Origin of the sequence: Tepidimonas sp., assembly GCF_029335975.1 — a bacterium.
Taxonomy (GTDB): Bacteria; Pseudomonadota; Gammaproteobacteria; order Burkholderiales; family Burkholderiaceae_C; genus Tepidimonas.
In genome coordinates, this window is sequence record NZ_JARJMT020000129.1 from 1 (window position 1) to 20,771 (window position 20,771).

17 protein-coding genes are annotated in these 20,771 nt (G+C 67.3%); 12 read left to right on the plus strand and 5 right to left on the minus strand.

All coding sequences use genetic code 11. The features are described 5' to 3' along the window. Both P3W97_RS06915 and P3W97_RS06920 read left to right on the plus strand, forming a co-directional pair. On the plus strand, window positions 1–1,079 hold a 1,079-nt coding region (locus tag P3W97_RS06915; RefSeq protein WP_300845098.1), incomplete at its 5' end, for a uroporphyrinogen-III C-methyltransferase. Window positions 1,080–1,124: 45 nt separating this feature from the next. Further along, window positions 1,125–2,402, plus strand: a complete 1,278-nt coding sequence (locus P3W97_RS06920) for a heme biosynthesis HemY N-terminal domain-containing protein (RefSeq protein ID WP_300845100.1) — start codon at window positions 1,125–1,127, stop codon at window positions 2,400–2,402. Window positions 2,403–2,424: 22 nt separating this feature from the next. Here the strand turns inward: P3W97_RS06920 and P3W97_RS06925 are convergent, their stop codons facing one another. Continuing rightward, on the minus strand, window positions 2,425–3,060 hold the full coding sequence (locus P3W97_RS06925; RefSeq protein ID WP_300845102.1) for a DUF2062 domain-containing protein: 636 nt from the start codon (window positions 3,058–3,060) through the stop codon (window positions 2,425–2,427). 67 nt (window positions 3,061–3,127) lie between these two features. Between P3W97_RS06925 and P3W97_RS06930 the strand changes: the two genes are divergently transcribed. The 7 genes from P3W97_RS06930 to ntrC all read left to right on the plus strand — a co-directional run bounded on the left by P3W97_RS06930 (window position 3,128) and on the right by ntrC (window position 10,604). Further along, a complete protein-coding gene (locus P3W97_RS06930; RefSeq protein ID WP_300845104.1) occupies window positions 3,128–3,889 on the plus strand; it encodes a 16S rRNA pseudouridine(516) synthase in 762 nt (253 codons plus the stop codon). A 47-nt stretch (window positions 3,890–3,936) separates the two neighbouring features. Further along, the gene (locus tag P3W97_RS06935) at window positions 3,937–4,845 is read left to right on the plus strand and encodes an EI24 domain-containing protein (protein WP_367184603.1); all 909 of its coding nucleotides are present in this window, start codon (window positions 3,937–3,939) and stop codon (window positions 4,843–4,845) included. Continuing rightward, window positions 4,842–5,687 carry a molybdopterin-binding protein gene (locus P3W97_RS06940; protein WP_300845108.1) on the plus strand — a complete coding sequence of 282 codons (846 nt, stop codon included), beginning with the start codon at window positions 4,842–4,844 and terminating at the stop codon, window positions 5,685–5,687. Before P3W97_RS06935 ends, P3W97_RS06940 begins: the two co-directional genes overlap by 4 nt. Window positions 5,688–5,844: 157 nt before the next feature. Continuing rightward, window positions 5,845–7,260, plus strand: a complete 1,416-nt coding sequence (glnA, locus tag P3W97_RS06945) for a type I glutamate--ammonia ligase (RefSeq protein WP_300845110.1) — start codon at window positions 5,845–5,847, stop codon at window positions 7,258–7,260. A gap of 120 nt (window positions 7,261–7,380) precedes the next feature. Further along, window positions 7,381–7,944, plus strand: coding sequence for a hypothetical protein (locus P3W97_RS06950; protein WP_300845112.1), 564 nt, complete (start codon window positions 7,381–7,383; stop codon window positions 7,942–7,944). Beyond that, on the plus strand, window positions 7,931–9,037 hold the full coding sequence (gene glnL / locus P3W97_RS06955) for a nitrogen regulation protein NR(II) (protein ID WP_300845114.1): 1,107 nt from the start codon (window positions 7,931–7,933) through the stop codon (window positions 9,035–9,037). Before P3W97_RS06950 ends, glnL begins: the two co-directional genes overlap by 14 nt. Before the next feature lie 37 nt (window positions 9,038–9,074). After that, complete coding sequence (gene ntrC / locus P3W97_RS06960; RefSeq protein WP_300845116.1) at window positions 9,075–10,604, plus strand: nitrogen regulation protein NR(I); 1,530 nt, start codon at window positions 9,075–9,077, stop codon at window positions 10,602–10,604. Window positions 10,605–10,624: 20 nt separating this feature from the next. Here the strand turns inward: ntrC and xth are convergent, their stop codons facing one another. The 4 genes from xth to P3W97_RS06980 are packed head-to-tail and all read right to left on the minus strand — an operon-like array spanning window position 10,625 to window position 17,152. After that, the gene (xth, locus tag P3W97_RS06965; protein WP_300845118.1) at window positions 10,625–11,419 is read right to left on the minus strand and encodes an exodeoxyribonuclease III; all 795 of its coding nucleotides are present in this window, start codon (window positions 11,417–11,419) and stop codon (window positions 10,625–10,627) included. Between the two features lie 38 nt (window positions 11,420–11,457). Next, on the minus strand, window positions 11,458–12,795 hold the full coding sequence (miaB, locus tag P3W97_RS06970; RefSeq protein ID WP_300845120.1) for a tRNA (N6-isopentenyl adenosine(37)-C2)-methylthiotransferase MiaB: 1,338 nt from the start codon (window positions 12,793–12,795) through the stop codon (window positions 11,458–11,460). Between the two features lie 55 nt (window positions 12,796–12,850). Next, window positions 12,851–15,595 carry an HAD-IC family P-type ATPase gene (locus P3W97_RS06975; RefSeq protein ID WP_300845122.1) on the minus strand — a complete coding sequence of 915 codons (2,745 nt, stop codon included), beginning with the start codon at window positions 15,593–15,595 and terminating at the stop codon, window positions 12,851–12,853. A 12-nt stretch (window positions 15,596–15,607) separates the two neighbouring features. Then, the gene (locus P3W97_RS06980) at window positions 15,608–17,152 is read right to left on the minus strand and encodes a CHAD domain-containing protein (protein WP_300845124.1); all 1,545 of its coding nucleotides are present in this window, start codon (window positions 17,150–17,152) and stop codon (window positions 15,608–15,610) included. A 50-nt stretch (window positions 17,153–17,202) separates the two neighbouring features. Here P3W97_RS06980 and argB point away from each other — a divergent pair, with 50 nt between their 5' ends. The 3 genes from argB (at window position 17,203) to P3W97_RS06995 (ending at window position 20,769) form a co-directional block, all read left to right on the plus strand. Next, a complete protein-coding gene (argB, locus tag P3W97_RS06985) occupies window positions 17,203–18,105 on the plus strand; it encodes an acetylglutamate kinase (RefSeq protein WP_300845126.1) in 903 nt (300 codons plus the stop codon). Window positions 18,106–18,270: 165 nt separating this feature from the next. Continuing rightward, on the plus strand, window positions 18,271–18,921 hold the full coding sequence (locus tag P3W97_RS06990; protein ID WP_300845127.1) for a TetR/AcrR family transcriptional regulator: 651 nt from the start codon (window positions 18,271–18,273) through the stop codon (window positions 18,919–18,921). A 51-nt stretch (window positions 18,922–18,972) separates the two neighbouring features. After that, the gene (locus P3W97_RS06995) at window positions 18,973–20,769 is read left to right on the plus strand and encodes an acyl-CoA dehydrogenase C-terminal domain-containing protein (protein WP_300845129.1); all 1,797 of its coding nucleotides are present in this window, start codon (window positions 18,973–18,975) and stop codon (window positions 20,767–20,769) included. Window positions 20,770–20,771: the final 2 nt, after the last annotated feature.

The window sequence follows — 20,771 nt, forward strand, 5'->3', positions numbered from 1 at the left end:
CCCCCCAACCGCGCGCAGCGGGCGGTTTTGTGCGGCTGCTCGCCATGGTGGCCGCGGTGCTCGCCGCCGTGGCCCTGGCGGGGACGGCGCTGCTGTGGCAGCGCCTGGCGCACACGCAGGAGGAACTGGCGCGCCGCACCACCGATGTTCAGGCCGAGCTGGCGGCGACCCGGATGCTGGCCGATCAGGCCCAGGCAGCGGTGGCCGATATGCAGGCTCGGCTGGGGGTGGCGGAGGTCAAGCTGTCGGAGGTTTCGCTGCAGCGCAGCCAACTCGAGGAGCTGATGCTGTCGGTGTCGCGTTCGCGCGACGATGCCCTGGTGCAAGATCTGGAAGCGGCGCTGCGTCTGGCCATCCAGCAAAGCCAACTCACGGGCAGCGTCCAGCCCGTGGTCACGGCGCTGCAAGGTGCTCAGCAGCGCATCGAGCGTGCCGCGCAGCCTCGTCTCAACCCCGTGCAGCGGGCCATTGCCCGCGATCTGGAGCGCATTCGGGCCGCGTCGCTGGTGGATGTGCCTGCACTGGTCACCCGACTGGATGAATTGGCCCGCGCGGTGGATGAGTGGCCGCTGCGCTCCGGCCCGCCGCTGGATGAGCCCGCTCGGCCTGCAGGGGCGCCCGAACCCATGGGGGAGCCGCTGCCGCCGGCGTTGACGGCTGGAGAGGGGGGGGGCACGGCGGACTCTGTTTGGGCGCGCGCCCGCACCAGCGTCCAACACGGGATCGAGGCCGCCTGGGCGCGGCTCAGGGGGGCCGCCCGCGATCTGGTCCGGCTGCGCCGCATCGACCAGCCGGAGGCCGTGCTGCTTGCGCCCGATCAAGCCTACTTTTTGCGTGAGAATGTGCGCCTGATGCTGCTCAACGCCCGGCTGGGTTTGCTGGCACGTCAGTTCGACAGCGCGCGCGCAGACCTGCGCGCCGTCGAGCGCCACCTGCGCCGCTATTTCGAGATCGACGCACCAGGGATGCGCCAGACCCTCGAGACCCTGGCGGCGCTGCAGCACGATCTGCGTCAGGAGAGCTTGCCCCGGCCCGACGAAACGCTGGCGGCCTTGTCCGCGGCGGCGGAGGGGCGCTGACATGACCGAGCGCATCCGCCGGGGGACCTTGGGCTGTGGAGGCCGATGGTGAAGGGCGTCTTCGGCTTGCTGTTCGTGGCAGCGCTGGCGGTCGTCGCCGCGCTGCTGATGGGCGACAATCCCGCCACGGTGTCGCTGTTCTGGCCGCCCTGGCGGGTGGATGTTTCGTTCAACCTGGTGCTGATCGTGGCTGTTGCCGGCTTCGTGTTCGGCTACGGCGCACTGCGTGGCATTGCGGTGTTGCGCGAGCTGCCGCGCCGAGCCCGGCGCTGGCGCGCTTTGCAGCAAGAGCGGGCCACGGTGGGGCTGGCGCTGCAAGCCTGGGGGCACCAGCTGGGCGGGCGCTTCGTGCGCGCCCAGGGGGCGGCGCGCGAGGCCATCGCGCGCCTGCAGACGACCGACCGGGACACCGTCCCATATGCCGATGCGCTGTGGGTGCTGGCGCATCTGACCGCTGCCGAGAGCGCCCATCAGCTCGGCCAGCGCGAGCAGCGGGATGTCTGGCTGGCAGCCGCCACCGATGCGATGCACGCCCGCAGTGCGCCCGAGGCCCGCGAAGGCGCGCTGCTGCGCGCCGCCGAGTGGGCCATCGAGGCCCAGGATCCAGCCGAGGCGGCGCGCTGGCTGTCCGCGTTGCCCCAAGGCGCAGCCCGCCGCATCCAGGCGGTGCGGCTGCGGCTGCGGCTGGCCCAATTGCGGCGCGACAGCCGTGCTGCGCTGGACATGGCACGGCTGCTCGCCAAACACCGAGCCTTCTCGCCCGACGCCGTGCGCAGCGTGTTGCGCGGCTTGTGGGTCGAAGCGCTGCGCGATGCCCGGGACGAGGAGAGCCTGTGTGCGCTGTGGCGCAGCCTACCAGGCGACGAGCGCCGGGATCCCGCCCGGGCGATGGCCCTACTGGCGCATGCCCAGCGGCTGGTGGCCGAGGGCTTGATGGATGCGGTGGGGCCGGTACCTGCCCCGGTGGACGAAGCCATCCGCACGGCCTGGGCGGGTTATGACACCCTCAATGGCCCTGATCGCCTGCGGGCTGTCGCCTTGATCGAGCCCTGGTTGGTGCGGCTGGACACCGCCTGGCTGCCCCGGTTGGAGGAGGCTCAGCGGCGCGACCCATCGGATGCAGGCCTGCAATACTTGGCCGCACAGGCATACCGCAGCCGCGGCTTGTGGGGCAAGGCGCAAACCTTGCTGCAACAGGCGGTGCGTGGTCTGGACGACCGCGACCTGCGCCGGCGCGGCTGGTGTGCATTGGCCGAGTTGGCCGAGCAGCGCGGCGATCAGGCCGCAGCCAACAACGCCTGGAAGCAGGCTGCGCAGGCCTAATTGAGCCCTGATCAGGCCCTGATCAGGCCCGCCGTTCGGGGTGCGCGCGTGTGTAGTTCAAACGCTGGCGCTGACGGCGACGCCGAGCCCATCGCACTTTCAGAATCCACACCCCGTTGACCACCAGATACACCAGCACGCCGGCCAGGCTGGCGACGATGGCCAAGCCCACCACCAGGGGTTTGCCCACATCGGTGGCCCAGTGCCAGAAGTTGGCCAGCCATGTCCTGCCGGCGCTGTCGGGCGCTGCGCTGCGGTCTGCCGCTGCACCGGCGTCGGCCTGCGGCGCGGACAAGACGATGGCACCGTCCCCGATATGGGGTGACGCTGCGTTGGGTTGTGCCTGCAGCACCCACTCGCCCAGCTTGTAGGCCCCAAAGTACACTGGCCCGAAGGTAACCGGATTGGTCACCAGGGTGCTGGCCACAGCCGCTGGCACATTGGCCCGCAGCAAAACTGCGAACGTCGCGGACGCCGGAATCTGCGCCACCGGAATCAACAGCCCGAAAAACACCCCCAGCGCCAACCCCAGCGCCAGCCCCTTGCGGTTGATGTGCCACAGCCGGGGGTGGTGCAGGTAGGGGGCAAGCCAGCGCAGCCAGCGCATGCCGTGCAGGCGCTCGCGGCTGGGCAACAGGGACTGGACGCGCGCTTTCATGGATACAGGAATCGGAAACAATTCGGATTGTGACGCATCCCCCGCGATCCCCGCTATCCTCGCCCCCATGCGCTGGGAAGATGTGTTGTATTCGCAAGGTTTTGGTACCCGGCGGGCATGCCGAGCGTTGATTTTGGGCGATGCGGTGGCGGCGGGGACCGACCGACACGCCGTTGTCGACCCGGATGCGCCCGTCCCCCCGGATCAGTGCGTCCCCGGCATGCCGTTTTGGGTGAACGGGGTCTGCTGGCCGTATCAGCCGCGCGCCTATCTGATGCTGCACAAGCCCGCTGGCTATGAATGTTCGCGCCGGCCTTCGGCCTGGCCGAGTGTGCACACCTTGTTGCCTGCGCCGCTGCGCCAGCGCCCAGGACGGGCAGCCGACGGGGTGCAGGCCATCGGCCGGCTGGATCAAGATACGACCGGGTTGTTGTTGCTCTCGGATGACGGGCCTTTCATCCACCGCCTGACCTCGCCGCGTCACCATGTCCCCAAGGTGTATGCGGTGACCTGCCGGCACCCAGTCGACGAAGCGCAGATCCAGTGCTTGCGCGCCGGGGTCGTGTTGCATGACGATCCGCGCCCCGTCACGCCGGCGGCGGTGGAACGCATCGATGCCAGGCGGCTGCACCTGACCCTGACCGAGGGCCGCTACCACCAGGTCAAGCGCATGGTGGCGGCGGTGGGCAACCGGGTAGAGGTGCTGCACCGCACCGCCATCGGCCCCGTGGCCTTGCCCGCCGATTTGGCCCCGGGCCAATGGCGTTGGTTGAGCGACAGCGAAGTCACCGCTTTGCGTGCGTCTGCGGCGGGCGGGACAGGGCGTTGAGCCCTGCGCAAGCGCGGCGCATCGCCGGTTATGCTTGCGGTATGCGCATGCTGCTCACTTCATTTTGGCGTTCGGTGGCGTATTGCCTGCACCCGCGGGTCATCGCGCTGTCGTTGCTGCCCCTGGCGCTGATGGTGGCTGGGGCCTTGGCGCTGGGCTATTGGTTTTGGGACCGGGCGGTCGATGCCGTGCTCGGCTGGCTGCAGACCTGGTCGCTGGTCGAATTCGTGCTCGGCTGGCTCGACAGCGTGGGGCTGGGGGCACTGCGGGCGGTGGTCGCGCCGCTGCTGGTGCTCGTCCTGGTCACGCCGTTGATCGTCCTGTTGGCCTTGCTGCTGGTGGCGTTTTTCATGACCCCCGCCATGGTGGACCTGGTGGCCCAGCGGCGTTTTCCCGACCTGCAGCGGCGCCGGGGTGGCGGTTTATTGGGCAGCGTGGGCTGGTCCCTTTGGTCGACCGGGTTGGCGCTGCTGCTGTTGGGGATCTCGCTGCCTTTCTGGCTGATTCCGCCGCTGGTGCTCGTGCTGCCCCCGCTGATCTGGGGCTGGCTGACCTACCGCGTGTTCGCCTACGACGCGCTGGCCGAGCATGCCTCGGTGGACGAGCGGCGCACCCTCATGGCCCGCCACCGCGTGCCTTTGCTGGCTATGGGGGTGATTGCGGGCCTGATCAGCGCAGCGCCCAGCGTGCTGTGGGCCTCCGGGGCGATGTTCATTGCGCTGGCCCCGCTGCTCGTGCCGCTGGCCATCTGGATTTACGCGCTGGTGTTTGCCTTCGCGTCGCTCTGGTACGCCCACTATCTGTTGCAAGCGCTGGACGAGCTGCGGCGCGAGACCGCCGCCTCGCCGACATCGCCCGGGCCCCCGGACCCTGCCGTTGCTGCAGCCCCTGCCGTCCCGGCGGACCGCATCGTCGACGTCGAGGCGCGCCCGCTGCCTGCTCCCCCTGCATCATGAAGCCCGACTCCCCTGCTGCCCCCGCCGTGCCCCGCTTTGGCCTGATCGTCATCGGCGACGAAATCCTGTCTGGCAAGCGCCAGGACAAGCACCTGCCCAAGGTGATCGAATTGCTCGGTGCCCGCGGTTTGCGCCTGGACTGGGCGCGTTATGTGGGCGACGACCGTGCGGCCATCACCGAGGTGCTGCGGCAGGCCTTTGCCAGCGGCGATGTGGTGTTTTCCACCGGGGGGATCGGCGCCACCCCCGACGACCATACCCGCCAGGCAGCGGCCGCTGCACTGGGGGTGGAAGCGGTGTTGCACCCCGAGGCCAAGGTCCTGATCGAGCAGCGCATGCGCGAAGTGGCGGCCCAGCAGGGCATGCCCTTCGAGCCCGATCGCCCCGACCATGTGCACCGCCTCAATATGGGGGTGTTCCCAGTGGGTGCACGCCTCATTCCCAACCCGTACAACCGCATTCCGGGGTTTGCCTGTGACGGCCCTGGGGGTGGGACGGTGCACTTCGTGCCGGGCTTTCCCGTCATGGCCTGGCCGATGATCGAATGGGTGCTCGATACCGGCTATCGCGCCTATTTTGGACAGTCCCAGCAATGCGAGCGCTCGATCATCGTCTTGGATGGCATCGAGGCGATGCTGACCCCGCTGATGGAGCGCATCGAAGCGGAGCATCCCGGGGTCAAGGTGTTTAGCTTGCCCAGCGTCGACCATCCGCAGTGGGGCCGGCATATCGAACTCGGGGTCAAAGGCCCAGATGCCGCGGCGAAGGCCGCATACGATGCCATGTTGGATGCCTTGCGAACGATGCCTGTACGGCTGGGCCCTGAATTGGTGCGCCAATGAGGAGCACCATCCAGGTGCAAAGGCACCAAAAAAGTGCAATGTCCGCCGTCCAAGTGGGCTTGCAGCTCGTGCAAATCTGGCATGAAAACTGCTAACTACTGCTCAGCTTCAGTTCTCATCCTTGTTTCCTCGACCCGAACCTTTTAGGAGCACACTGATGGCCAAAACCGTCGCCGACGTGATGAACATGGTGAAGGACAACGACGTCAAGTTCGTCGACTTCCGCTTCACCGACACCCGCGGCAAAGAGCAGCATGTGACCGTGCCGATTTCCGCTTTCGACGAAGACAAGTTCACATCGGGCCATGCGTTCGACGGCTCGTCGATCGCTGGCTGGAAGGGCATCGAGGCGTCCGACATGCTGCTGATGCCCGACCCCAACACCGCCAACATCGACCCCTTCTTCGAAGAGACGACGCTCTACCTGCAGTGCGACGTCATCGAGCCCAGCGACGGCAAGGCCTACGACCGCGACCCACGCTCGATTGCCAAGCGCGCCGAGGCCTACCTGAAGGCCTCGGGCCTGGGAGACACGGCCTACTTTGGGCCGGAGCCGGAGTTCTTCCTGTTCGATGGGGTGCGCTGGAGCACCAACCCGGGCCACTGCTTCTACGAAATCGAAGAGTACGAAGCCCCCTGGAACACCGGCGCCAAGTTCGAAAACGGCAACCGCGGCCACCGTCCGCGCACCAAGGGCGGCTACTTCCCCGTGCCGCCGGTGGACAGCACGCACGACATGCGCGCCGAGATGGTGCTGATCCTGGAGTCGCTGGGCATCCCGGTGGAGGTGTTCCACCACGAGGTGGCTGGCGCCGGCCAATGTGAGATCGGCACCAAATTCAGCACGCTGGTGGAGCGCGCCGACTGGACGCAGGTGCTCAAGTACGTCATCTGGAACGTGGCCAACAGCTACGGCAAGACGGCCACCTTCATGCCCAAGCCCTACCATGGCGACAACGGCAGCGGCATGCATGTGCACCAGTCGGTCTGGAAGGACGGCAAAAACCTGTTTGCCGGCGACGGCTATGCGGGCTTGAGCGACTTTGCGCTGTACTACATCGGGGGCATCATCCAGCACGCCCGCGCGCTCAACGCCATCACCAACCCGACCACCAACAGCTACAAACGCCTGGTGCCGCACTTCGAGGCCCCGGTCAAGCTGGCCTACTCGGCCAAGAACCGCTCGGCGTCCATCCGCATCCCGTACGTGGCCAATCCGAAGGCGCGCCGCGTCGAGGCCCGCTTCCCGGACCCCATGGCCAACCCATACCTGTGTTTCGCCGCGTTGCTGATGGCCGGTCTGGACGGCGTGGAAAACAAAATCCACCCGGGTGAAGCCGCCACCAAGGATCTCTACCACCTGCCGCCGGAGGAGGACAAGCGGGTGCCCACCGTGTGCCACAGCCTCGACATGGCGCTGGACTACCTGGACAAAGACCGCGCTTTCCTGACCAAGGGCGGCGTGTTCACCGACTCCATGCTCGATGCCTACATCGAGCTGAAGATGCAGGAAGTCAACCGCGCCCGCGTCGAGGTGACGCCGACCGAGTACGACATGTACTTCAGCCTGTGATGCGGATGGGCCGTCCGAGGAGGGCGGCTCGCCGCGCTACCCCGGGGGCGGCCATATGCCGCCCCTTAAGGTTTTTGAACGATACTCTGTCACATGGCATACACAGGGATCCGGGCGGGCATGTCGTTGCAGCAAAAGATTCGGCGGTGGGGTCAGGCGGGCAGGGCGGCCGCTTGCGCGGCTGGCGTGTGGTGTGCGTTTGGGGTGGCTGGGGCGCAGGGCAGCGCCATCTGGCGTTGTGGCAATGAGTACACCAACCATCCCGGCCCCAATCCTGCGGCGCGCGGTTGCCGCGAAATTCTGGGTGGGCAACTGACCATCGTCGAAGGCGCCCGACCTGCCCGCGGGGCGACGGGGGCGCCGGCCAAGGCGGCTGGCGCAGCACCGGCCGTCGCGACGAATGGCGCGCGCTCGGCGGCCGAGCGGGTGGAGCCGGATCAGCAGCGGCAGCGCGACGCCGAGGCGCGTCGCATTCTGGAGCAGGAGCTGCGCCGGGCCGAGGAACGCCTGACGCAGGCCCAGAAGGAGTATGCCGAGGCCCAGTCGCCGCAGCAAACGAGCGAGCGCTCCGATCCCGCGCGCCAGACGGCCCGGATGGCGGAACTGCGCACCCGGATCGAGCGGGCCGAGGCCGATGTGGCGGCGATCCGTCGCGAGATCGGGCGCCTGGATGGTGCGCGTTGACGCTGCGATGCAGGTGGGTCCAACGTTGTCGGCCGAGGCCGGCGAGCGCTTTGCAGCCCTGGATCTGCTGGCGACGCTGGTGGCGGTGGTGGACGATCGGGGCCGTGTGCGCTATGCCAACCATGCACTGGAGGATGCGATCGGACTGTCGCGCCGCAATCTGGCCGACGTATCGCTGACCGAGTGGTTGACCCAGCCGGAACTGCTGCAAAGTGCGCTCGATGGTGCACGCGGGCACGAATACGCCGTCATCCGCTACGACACCCATCTCAAACGCTTGCTGCGCGAGCCCTTGCCGGTGCATCTGGTGCTGGCGTCCACCGAATGGCCCGACCACCGCATTGTCGAGATGCTGCCATTGGAGCAGCAGACCCGCCAAGAGCGCGAGGAGCGTTTGCTGGAGCAGGCCCAGGCGAACAAGGAGCTGATCCGCAATCTGGCGCACGAGATCAAGAACCCGCTGGGCGGGATTCGTGGCGCCGCGCAGTTGCTGCAGATGGAGTTGGCCGACCGCGACGATCTGGTCGAATACACCCAGGTCATCGTGCACGAGGCCGACCGCCTGCAATCGCTGGTGGATCGGCTGCTCGCACCGCACCGGCGCGCGCCCGTGGTAGCCGATGTCAATATCCACGAGGTTTGCGAGCGGGTGCGCGCCATCATTCTGGCCGAGTTTCCGCGCGGCTTGGACGTGGTGCGGGACTACGACACCTCCATACCGGAGTTTCGCGGCGACCGCGAACTGCTCATTCAGGCGGTGCTCAACTTGGCGCACAACGCGGCCCATGCCTTGAAGGGGCGCATCGCTGCGGGGGATGCCTGTATCACCTTGCGCACGCGCGTGCAGCGGCAGGTCACCTTCGGCAAGCGGCGCTTTCGCCTGGCACTGGAATTGCGTGTCATCGACAACGGTCCCGGCGTGCCCGACGAGATCAAGGACCGCATCTTCTATCCGCTGGTGTCGGGTCGGGATGGCGGCTCTGGCTTGGGGCTGACCTTGGCGCAGATGTTCGTGCAACAGCACCAGGGGCTCATCGAGTGCGACAGCCGACCGGGGTATACCGATTTCAAGATCCTCATCCCGTTGTCGTGACCCGGTGCGGTGGCGGGGCAGTCAGGAAGTGCTGCGTATGAAACCGATCTGGATAGCCGACGACGACCCTTCCATCCGCTTTGTGCTGGAAAAGGCGCTGGCGCGGGAGGCGCTGCCCACGCGCAGTTTCGACAGCCCCAAGGCCGTGCTGGACGCCTTGGCCGAGGGCGCGGACGAGGGGCCGCAGGTGCTGATCAGCGATATCCGCATGCCCGGCGGCTCTGGATTGGAGCTGTTGGAGCAAGTCAAGCGCCAGCACCCAGCGTTGCCGGTCATCATCATGACCGCCTATTCGGACCTGGACAGCGCGGTGGCTGCCTTTCAGGGTGGGGCGTTCGAACACCTGCCCAAACCGTTCGATTTGCCCAAGGCGGTGGAGCTGATCCGACGCGCCGCCGAAGAGCGCCAGCGCGAGGAGGTGGCCCAGGACGCCCTGGAGGCCATGCCCGAGATCCTGGGGCAGGCCCCAGCCATGCAAGATGTGTTTCGCGCCATCGGTCGACTCAGCCAAAGCCATGTCACGGTGCTGATCACGGGCGAATCCGGCTCCGGCAAAGAGCTGGTGGCCCGGGCGCTGCACAAGCATTCGCCGCGGGCCAAGGGGCCGTTCGTTGCCATCAACACCGCCGCCATCCCGAAGGATTTGCTGGAGTCGGAACTCTTTGGCCACGAACGAGGAGCCTTCACCGGCGCCCAGGCTTTGCGCCGAGGCCGCTTCGAGCAGGCCGAGGGCGGGACACTGTTTTTGGATGAAATCGGCGACATGCCGTTCGAGCTGCAGACCCGACTGCTGCGTGTGCTCTCGGATGGCCACTACTATCGTGTCGGCGGCTACAGCGCCATCAAGGCCCATGTGCGCGTCATCGCCGCCACCCACCAGAACCTGGAGCAGCGGGTCAAGGAGGGGGCGTTCCGCGAGGACTTGTACCACCGCCTGAATGTGATTCGCCTGCGTTTGCCACCACTGCGCGAGCGGCGCGAGGATATTCCGCTGCTGGCCCGATTCTTTTTGCAGCAAAGTGCACGCCAACTCGAGGTAGAGCCCAAACGCTTGTCCGAAGCCGCGTTGGACGCTCTCGGTGCGTTTGACTTTCCCGGCAACGTCCGACAACTGGAGAATCTGTGCCACTGGCTCACGGTGATGGCGCCGGCTCAGGTCATCGAGGTCAAAGACCTGCCGCCGGAGGTGCTGGCTGCGCTGGATGAGCGGCGCCGATCGTCCGCCGCGCCAGCAGCGGCCGCAGGACTGGCGCACGGCGCCCCATTCGACGCCCCGGCGGCGCCGATCTCCGCCCCCGTGGCTCCAACGGCGGGGACGGCGGTGGCTTCACTGCCCCCGCCGGCTGGCGCGCTCCCGGATTGGGAAGCCGCTTTGCAGGCCGAGGCCGTGGCCCTGCTGGCCGAGGGTCGCCCCGCTGTGTGGGATGCCCTGATCCGACGCGTGGAAACGCGCTTGATTCAAGCGGCACTGCAAGCCACCCGAGGCCGGCGCATCGAGGCCGCGCAGCGCCTGGGCATCGGCCGCAATACGATCACGCGCAAGATCCAGGCGCTGGGGCTGGAGTGATGGGCCGACCAAGGGGCGACTCAACGGTCCGCCAGCGTCAGCACCACGGGGGCATGGTCGCTGGGCTGTGGGCGCTTGCGGGGCGCGCGGTCGATGGCGCAGGCCACAGCCTGCGGCTTGAGCGCCTCGCTGATCAGGATGTGATCGATGCGCAGCCCGCGGTTTTTGGGGAAGGCGAGCTGCCGGTAGTCCCACCACGAGTAGCTTTTGGGGGGCTGCGGGAACAGCCGGAAGGCGTCGTGCAACCCCAGATCTTTGAGGGCCTGCAGTTGCGCGCGCTCCTCGCGCGTGCAGTGGATGGTGTCGCGCAGGCCGTCTGGGTCCCACACATCGTCGTCGTCCACGGTGATGTTGAAGTCACCCAGCAGCACCAGTCGCGGATGAGCGGCGAGCTGCTGCGCCACCCAGGCACGCAGCGCATCCAGCCAGCGCATTTTGTAGGCAAACTTGTCGCTGCCTGGGGCCTGTCCGTTGGGAAAGTAGGCCCCGATCACGCGCAGCGCCGGCGCGCCCGACGCCGGTTGGACCGTAGCGGCGATCACGCGTGCCTGTTCGTCCTCGAAGCCCGGGATGTTGCGCTGCACCTCCCCCACGGTGCCAGGCGAGCGCACCAGCAAGGCCACACCGTTGTAGGTCTTTTGACCCAACCACGCGGCCAGGTAACCCGCCTGTTGTAGCGCCTGGGCTGGAAATTTGTCGTCCGGGAGTTTGAGCTCCTGTAGCGCCAGCACATCCACCGGATGCTCGGCCAGCCAGTCGAGCAGGTGCGGCAATCGGACAGACAGGGAGTTGACGTTCCAGGTGGCCAGCTGCATGTGGGATTCCAACGATCAGATGTCCCAAGCCATCATGGTCAGGCTGCGCTCGCCGTCTCGCGCAGCGCCACCTGCCCGCGCAGCGAGTGCGGCAGCGCCTGCGTGATGCGCACGTCGATCATCTGGCCGATCAGGCGCTGGCCGTTGGGGCCGCCGTCGAAATTGACGATGCGGTTGCAGGCGGTGCGGCCCATCAGCTCGTTGGGGTTTTTCTTGGATGGTCCTTCGACCAAAATGCGCTGCACCGTGCCGACGCGGCTGGCGCTGATGCGCTCGACATTGGCCTGCAGCGCGGTCTGCAGCGTCTGCAGGCGCTCGAGCTTGACCTCGTGCGGGGTGTCATCGGGCAGGCTGGCCGCCGGTGTACCCGGCCGTGGGCTAAAGATGAAACTGAAGCTGGCGTCAAAGCCCACGTCCTCCACCAGCCGCATCAGCTTGGCGAAGTCCTCCTGCGTCTCGCCAGGAAAGCCGACGATGAAGTCGCTCGAGAGGCTCAGGTCGGGCCGCATCGCGCGCAGCTTGCGCACCGTGCTCTTGTACTCCATTGCGGTGTAGCCACGCTTCATCGCCATCAGGATGCGATCGCTGCCGTGCTGCACCGGCAGGTGCAGGTGGCTGACGAGCTGCGGGATGCGCGCATAGGCCTCGATCAGACGCGGCGTGAACTCGTTAGGGTGGCTGGTGGTGTAGCGGATGCGCTCGATGCCGGGGATCTCGGCCACACACTCGAGCAGCAGCGCAAAGTCCTCGCCGTCTGCGCCGCGCCAGGCGTTGACGTTTTGGCCCAGGAGCGTCACCTCCTTGACGCCCTGCTCGGCCAGACCTGCCACCTCCACCAGCACATCCTGCAGCGGGCGAGAAACCTCCTCGCCGCGCGTGTAGGGCACGACGCAGTAGCTGCAGTATTTGCTGCAGCCTTCCATGATGCTGACGAAGGCGGACGCCCCCTCCACCCGCGCCGGCGGCAGATGGTCGAATTTCTCGATCTCAGGGAAGCTGATGTCCACCTGCGGGCGGGCCTGCCGCTGGCGTTCGCGCAGCAGGTCGGGCAGGCGATGCAGCGTCTGCGGACCAAATACCACATCCACGTAGGGCGCGCGCTGGATGATCGCCTCTCCCTCCTGGCTGGCCACACAGCCGCCCACCCCGATCAGTGCGCCCTTTTTCTTCAGATGCTTGACGCGGCCCAGGTCGGAAAAGACCTTCTCTTGGGCTTTTTCGCGCACCGAACAGGTGTTGAACAGGATCAGGTCGGCCTGCTCGGGGTCGTCGGTGGGGGTATAGCCATCGGCAGCGGCCAGCACGTCGGCCATTTTGGCCGAATCGTACTCGTTCATTTGGCAGCCGAAGGTTCGGATATAGACTTTTTTGCTCATGGGGCGTCAGCGGTGCGTGGTGTAGATCCAGGGGCTGGACGGAAAGCCCATGAGTCTAACGCGCCGCGCGCAGCAGCGCCTTTTCCAACTCCAGTATCACCAACACGCCCACACCGGCGCATGCGCTGACGGCCAGCAGCGGCAGGGGCAGGGCCGCGCTGCCAAACCACGCCTGCATGAACGGGGCATAGGTGAAGGTGGCTTGCAGCGCGCAGGCGACAGCCACGGCCGTCAGCACCCGGGGGGTGCCGCGCACGCCCGTCCAGGTAAACGACGGCGCTTTGAGGTAGCGCACGCTAAATAAATAGAAAATCTCCATCGCCACCAGGGTGTTGACGGCCAGCGTCTGCGCAATGTCGGCGGGGTGGCCTGTATCCAGTGCCCAGCGGTAGACGCCAAAGATGCCCAGCGCGAACAGGGCGGACACCAGCCCTATGCGCCACAGCACGAAGCCGCCGAGGATGGGTTCGTCTGGCCGCCGGGGCGGGCGGCGCATGACGTCGGGCTCGGTCGGCTCGAAGGCCAGCACCGTGGCCAGCGCCACCGAGCTGACCATATTCACCCACAGGATCTGCACAGGCGCAATCGGCAGCGCCAGGCCAAAGAGCACCGCCAACAGCAGGGAAACCGACTCGCCGCCGTTGATCGGCAGCAGGAAAGTGACCACCTTGCGCAGATTGTCGTAGACCGTGCGGCCTTCCTCGACCGCATGGGCAATGGTTGCGAAGTGGTCGTCGGCCAGCACCATGGCGGCGGCGCGCTTCGCGGCCTCGGTGCCTTTGTGCCCCATGGCGACGCCCACGTCAGCGGCTTTGAGCGCGGGGGCATCGTTGACGCCATCTCCCGTCATGGCGACGATCTCGCCGTTGGCCTGCAGCGCGCGCACCAGGCGCAGCTTGTGTTCGGGCGCCGCGCGGGCGAACACGTCGGTGGTTCGCACCGCCTCGCGCAAGGCTTGATCATCCAGCGCTTCGATCGCCTGTCCCGACAGCGCCGGCGCGCCCGATCCCAGGCCGAGCTGCTGCGCAATCGCACTCGCCGTGGCCACATGGTCACCGGTGATCATCTTGACCCGGATGCCGGCAGCGCGGCATTGTGCGACGGCGGCTTTGGCTTCTTCGCGCGGCGGATCGATGATGCCAACCAGCCCGACGAGCACCAGATTCTCGGCCACGGTGTCGTGGGTGAGTGGACGGCGGCTTGGCAAGGTGCCAGTGGCGATGGCCAGCACGCGCCGGCCCTGACGGGCTTGCTGCTCGACCTGATCGGCCCATGCGGCGCGGCGCAGCGGCTGGGCGCGGCCATGGGCGTCCAGTTCGCAGCTGCACATCGCCAGCAGACGCTCTGGCGCGCCTTTGACCCAGAGCTCGATGTGCGTCTCCGCCCCATCGCTGCGGCGGTGGGCCGTGGCCATGTAGCGGCGCTCGGATTCGAAGGGCAGCACGCCCACGCGTGGGCGCTCCTGCGCCAATCGGATGGGGTCCAGCCCCGCTTTCATCGCCAGCGTCAGCAGGGCGCCTTCGGTAGGGTCGCCAGACAGTCGCCAGTCGTTCGGGCTGCCTTCGCTCTGCAGGAGCTCCGCATCGTTGCACAGGGCCGCGCCTTCGGCCAGCGCAAGCAGGGCGGGTGCCTCGCGCCACAGCTCCGCAGGCTGCAGCGGCACCTCGGCGCGCAGCAGCGCCCCCGTCGGCGCATAGCCCACCCCTTCCACATCCACCAGGCCGTCGCCCAGTACCACCTGCTGGACGGTCATTTCGTTGCGGGTGAGGGTGCCGGTCTTGTCGGAACAAATCACGGTCACGCAGCCCAGTGTTTCCACTGCGGGCAGGCGCCGCACGATGGCCCGCCGCTGCGCCATGCGCTGCACACCGATGGCCAGCGTGATGGTCATGATGGCCGGTAGCCCCTCCGGGATGGCTGCCACCGCCAGACCCACGGCCGCCATGAAGGTGTCCAGCGCTGGCAGCCCGCGCACCCACCAGCCGAACACGAACAGCAGCGCGGCGGCGGCCAGCACGGCCAGCGTGATCCAGCGGCCCAATTGGGCCATCTGCCGCACCAGGGGGGTGGTGGTCTCGCCAACGTCCTGCAACAGCCGCCCGATGCGCCCCATTTCGGTGGCCATGCCGGTGGCCACGACGACCCCACGGCCCTGGCCGCGGGTCACCAGTGTGCCCGCGTAGCCCATGCTGCGCCGGTCGCCCAGCACGGCCTGCGCGGGGGCGGGGTCAGCGCGCTTGTGCACGGGCGCGGACTCGCCGGTCAGCGCCGCTTCGTCCACTTGCAATTCGTGTAACTGCAGCCAGCGCACATCCGCTGCCAGGCTGTCTCCGGCCGAGACCTGGACGATGTCGCCCGGCACCAGGTGGGCGGCGTCGATTTCGACCAGATGCCCGTCGCGCCAGACGTTCGCGCGCGGGGCGAGCAAGTTGCGGATGGCGGCCAGGGCGCGTTCGGCTTTGCCCTCCTGAATCAGACCGATCGTGACGTTGAGCACGACCACCGCCACGATGACGAAGGCATCGATCCCGTGCCCGATGGCGACGGTGATGGCAGCGGCGGCGAGCAGGACCCAGATCAACAAGTTGTCGAACTGGTGTGCGATGCGCCGCCACAGCGGCACGGGTGGTGTGTCCGCCAACCGGTTTTCACCGTGGCGTTGCAGCCGTGCGGTGGCATCGGCTGTGCTCAGGCCGCGCGCGGTGGTGTGCAACTGCTGTAAGACTGCGTCCCCGTCGAGGGCATGCCACGCGGGGGTGGGGCGGCTGTCGTCGCTGGGGGGCTGGGTCGGTGTCGGCATGGTAGGGCCCAATCAGTCGCTGCAGTGCGCTTCGGCCTGTCGGCTGGCCAAGGCTGCCCCGCGCAAAAAGCCGATCAGCTCTGCATCGGCATGGTGCTCGGCCAACAGTTCGGCGGCGCGTTGGATGTCGCGCCAGCGGCCGATGCGACTTTGCCATGTGCGCGCATCGCGCTGCCAGCGTTGGATGCGCCGAGCGGCTTTGCCAGGCAAGGTGGGGGCGACGGCTTCGGCTCCGTAGCGCAGGCGCTTGGCCAACAGCCGGACGGCGTGCAAGGCGTCGGTCGTGCTCTGGCCCTCGGCGGGGCGGGCCGACTCCCTCAGGCGGCGCGTCAGCCGCGCATGCCATCGGTCCAAACGCTCGGCGGCCCAACCGTCAGAGGCTTCGACATGCTCGGGCAATTGCTGCAGCCATGTGGCGCAGGCCAGCAAAGCCTGCACGCTTGCCGGATTGGACAGTTGCGCCCGCAGCGCCTGCCGCGCGCTCCGAACGCTGCTGGTCAGACGCCGAGTGGCCTGTTGCCAGGCGCGCAGACGGTCGGGGTGTGCGGAGTCGCTTTCCACGAACAGCGGGCCCCAGACGGGCAGCGTTTCGGTGCGCGCCACGTCCAGGTCGCGCACCGTGCCCAGGCTGGCCAGCAATGGGCGTAGCGCGTCGTGCGCCGGCGGGGCGGGCAACCACGGGCGCAGCAGGCGCAGCAAGCTGCGCCAGCGCCGCCAACCCACCCGGGCCTGGTGTACGGCTTGCGGGTCGTCAAGGCGCGCCGCCAGCAGCAGGTTGTCGCACAACTGCCCCAAAGCGTCGCCCAAGGCCGCGCGGGCGACGGCCATCGGGTCGGCGTGTCGCGGCAGATCGAGCGGCCGCGCGAAGACGGGCTGATCGAGCGTGCCATCGCCCAGGCGCTGGGCTTGCTCGACTTTGCTGGTGCGGGCCGGCAGCAGCGGCAGGTCGCTGGCCAGCGCACCGGCCAGGGCGTACAGCGCGGCGGGGTTGCCGGCCAGCAGCTCCAGCTCCAGCTCCAGCAGCGGCGCCCGGCGGCCTTGCGTGTGGATGTCCCCGGTGTCCAGCGCGACTTCGATGATGCTGCCATCGTCGCCCTGCACCGTCCAGGTCGTGCGCAGGCACCGGGTTTCGTGCACCGGTTGCAAGGCATCGAGCCGTTGCGCCAGATCGGGGGCAGCAGCCAGCGCGGTGTTGCGCAGCGCCGCCCGATCCAGCACCGGGCGTGCCAACGGCATGGTCCATTCGCCGCGCACACTCAAGGCCCCGTTGCCATGGCCGGCGGTCTTGAGGGTTTGTTCCCACATGCGCCTTGCGGGCGAGCCTGTTGTCGGCTGCCCGCCAGGGGGTGTCTTGCCCGCCAGCACCTCGATCCCCCGCAGGCGCAGAGCGCAGCGCTGGGTGCGCAGCCAGCCGTCCGGGGTGTCGTAGTAGCGGTTGACCAGCCGTTGCTGTTGTATGGGGCATGGGCGCAACAGCGGGTGGTGGCGCAGGCGCTGCAGGGCGTCGTCGGCGCGCAGCCCCGGCAGGGCGAACTTGAGTTCGATTTCTTGCGGCACAATGGCCTCCACCAGATACAGATCTATCTATCTTAGCCGCGCCATCCGTCATGAACCGCACCCCCCGCGACCTGTCCCACGTGGCCCCGCCGGACCGGGCCGAAATCCTCTCCCAGGCACTGCCCTACATTCGCCGCTACCACGGCAAGACGATGGTCGTCAAATACGGAGGCAACGCGATGACCGACCCTGCGCTGCAGGCGGCCTTCGCCGAGGACGTGGTGCTGCTCAAGCTGGTCGGCATCCACCCGGTCGTGGTGCACGGCGGCGGTCCGCAGATCGAGACGCTGCTCAAGCGTCTGGGCAAAGAAGGCCGTTTCGTGCAAGGCATGCGCGTGACCGACGCCGAGACGATGGAGGTGGTCGAGTGGGTGCTGGCCGGCGAGGTGCAGCAAGACATCGTCGGCCTGATCAACCGCGCCGGCGGCAAGGCGGTCGGCCTGACCGGCCGCGACGGCGCGATGATCCGGGCGCGCAAGCTGCGCATGGTGGACCTCAACGACCCCAGCGTCGAGCACGACGTCGGCCAGGTCGGTGACATCGTCTCGATCGACCCCAGCGTGGTGCGCGCGCTGCAGGAGGACCAGTTCATCCCGGTGATCAGCCCGATCGGCTTCGGCGAGCACAACGAGAGCTACAACATCAACGCCGACGTCGTGGCGGCCAAGCTCGCCACCGTGTTGCAGGCCGAAAAGCTGCTGATGCTGACCAATATCCGCGGCGTGCTGGATAAAGACGGCCAGTTGTTGCCCGAGTTGACACCGCGGCGCATCGACGAGCTGGTGGCCGACGGCACCATCAGCGGGGGCATGATCCCCAAGATCGCTGGCGCGCTGGACGCAGCCAAGAGCGGCGTCAAGGCGGTGCACATCATCGACGGGCGCGTGCCGCACGCCATCTTGCTGGAGGTGCTGGGCGACCAGCCATTTGGCACGATGATCCGCTCGCACTGACAGGGTCATCGATTTGGCGCTCAGGGGGCAGGGGCAGCGGCTCCACTGGGTCAGACCCAGGCGGAGACGGCTGGGGTCTGCGGGTTTTCCCTAGTATTTGGGGATTGACACTTCTGTGTTCCTCTCTAGAATAGAACGACCGTTCGTTTTATTTTGGAGCTGTGCATGGCTGACATCGACGCCGCCCATGCGGCGGCCCGCGCACGCGGTCGCCGGGCTGGTCGCGCCCCACACAAAGGGCAGCAGACCAAGGCCGCCATCATCGATGCGGCCCTCGGGCTGGCCTCTCAGGTCGGGCTGGAGGGTCTGAGCATCGGTGCCATCGCCGAATTGATGGGCATGAGCAAATCCGGCGTCTTCGCACACTTCGGCTCGCGTGAAGAACTGCAGATCGCGGTGGTGCGTGAGTACCACGCGCGTTTCGAGCGCGATGTGTTCCGCCCGGCGCTGGCAGCGCCCCGCGGGCTGCCGCGGCTGCGCGCGCTGTTCGACCACTGGATGCGCCAGACGTCGCTGGAGATCGACTCCGGTTGTATCTACATCAGCGGCGCGGTGGAGTTCGACGACCGCCCCGGCCCGGTGCGCGATGCCCTGGTGGAGACGGTCAACACCTGGCAGTCGGCCGTGCGTCGAGCCATTCGCATTGCCATCGACGAAGGCCATCTGCGCGCCGATGCCGACCCCGCGCAGATCGCCTTCGAAATCCACGGCCTGATCCTCGCGCTGCACTACGAGGCACGTTTTCTGCGCAGCCCGGCCGGACTGCACCATGCTCGCACCGGTTTCGACAACATTCTGGCGCGCTACCAGCCCTGAACGCCAGCCCCTTCGATCCCTCACCCTCCACCCGCGTCCAAGGAGAGCACGATGCCCCAGTACACCCCGCCCCTGCGCGACATGCAATTCATGTTGCACGAAGTTTTTCACGTCGTCGACGAGCTCAAGGTCTGCCCGCCGCATGCCGAGGTGGACGCCGACACCATCAACGCGGTGTTGGAGGAAGGGGGCAAATTTGCCGCCGAGGTGGCTTTCCCCCTCAATATCAGTGGCGACACCGAGGGCTGCCGACTCGACAAGACCACCCACTCCGTCACCACGCCGCAGGGCTTCAAGGCCGCGTACGAGCAGTATGTGGCTGGCGGCTGGCCCGCGCTGTCATGCGATCCGGCGTACGGCGGCCAGGGCCTGCCCTTCGTGGTCAACCAGTGTTTCTACGAGATGCTCAACAGCGCCAATCAGGCCTGGACCATGTACCCCGGTCTGAGCCATGGCGCCTACGAGTGTCTGCACGCCCATGGCACCGAGGCGCAGAAAAAGCTGTTTCTGCCCAAGTTGGTCAGCGGCGAGTGGACCGGCACCATGTGCCTGACCGAGCCGCACTGCGGCACCGACCTGGGTCTGCTGCGCACCAAGGCCGAGCCACAGCCCGACGGCACTTACAAACTGACCGGCCAGAAGATCTTCATCTCCGCCGGCGAGCACGACCTGGCCGAGAATATTGTCCACCTGGTGCTGGCGCGTCTGCCTGACGCACCGGCAGGCAGCAAGGGCATCAGCCTCTTTTTGGTGCCCAAGTTCCAGGTCAACCCCGACGGCTCGCTGGGCGAGCGCAACGCCATCTACTGCGGCGGTATCGAGCACAAGATGGGCATCCATGGCAACGCCACCTGCCAGATGATTCTGGACGGCGCCGTCGGCACTCTGGTCGGGCAGCCCAACAAGGGTCTGCAGGCCATGTTCGTGATGATGAATGCGGCGCGCCTGGGGGTGGGCAACCAGTCCGTGGGCTTGACCGAAGTCGCTTTCCAAAATGCGCTGGCCTATGCCAAGGACCGCATCCAGATGCGCAGCCTCTCGGGCCCCAAAGCCAAGGACAAGCCCGCCGACCCCATCATCGTGCACCCAGATGTGCGCAAGATGCTGCTGACGGCCAAGGCCTACGCCGAGGGCGGGCGGGCCCTGTTGCTCTACTGCGCGCTGCTGCTGGACAAGGAGCTGCATCACCCTGATGAGAAGGTGCGCCAGGACAGCGCCGAGCTGCTGGCGCTGCTTACCCCCATCGCCAAAGCCTTCCTGACCGACAACGGGTTCGAGGCCACCAACCACTGCCTGCAGGTCTTCGGCGGCCACGGCTACATCAAGGAATGGGGCATGGAGCAGTATGTGCGCGATGCCCGCATCAACATGATCTACGAGGGCACCAACACCGTGCAGAGCCTGGACCTGCTGGGCCGCAAGGTGCTGGCCAACAGCGGCGCCACACTCAAGAAGTTCGGCAAGCTGGTCGCCGCCTTGGTGGAGGAAGAAGGCGTCAACGAGAAGATGGCCGAGTTCATCAACCCGCTGGCCTACCTGGGCGAGCAGATGACCAAGTTCACCACCGAGATCGGCTTCAAGGCGCTGCAAAACCCCGACGAGGCCGGAGCCGCTGCAGTGCCCTACCTGCGCGTGGCCGGTCATCTGGTGTTTGGCTACTTCTTTGCCCGCATGGCCTCGGTGGCGCTCAAGGCCATCGCCGCCGGCAGCACCGACCCCTTCTACACCGCCAAGCTGCAGACGGCGCGCTTTTATTTTGCGCGCCTGTTCCCGGAGACGGCGACGCTGATGCGCTTGGCCCGCAGCGGCAGCGCAGTGCTCATGGACACCGACGCCGCCTTGGCCTGATC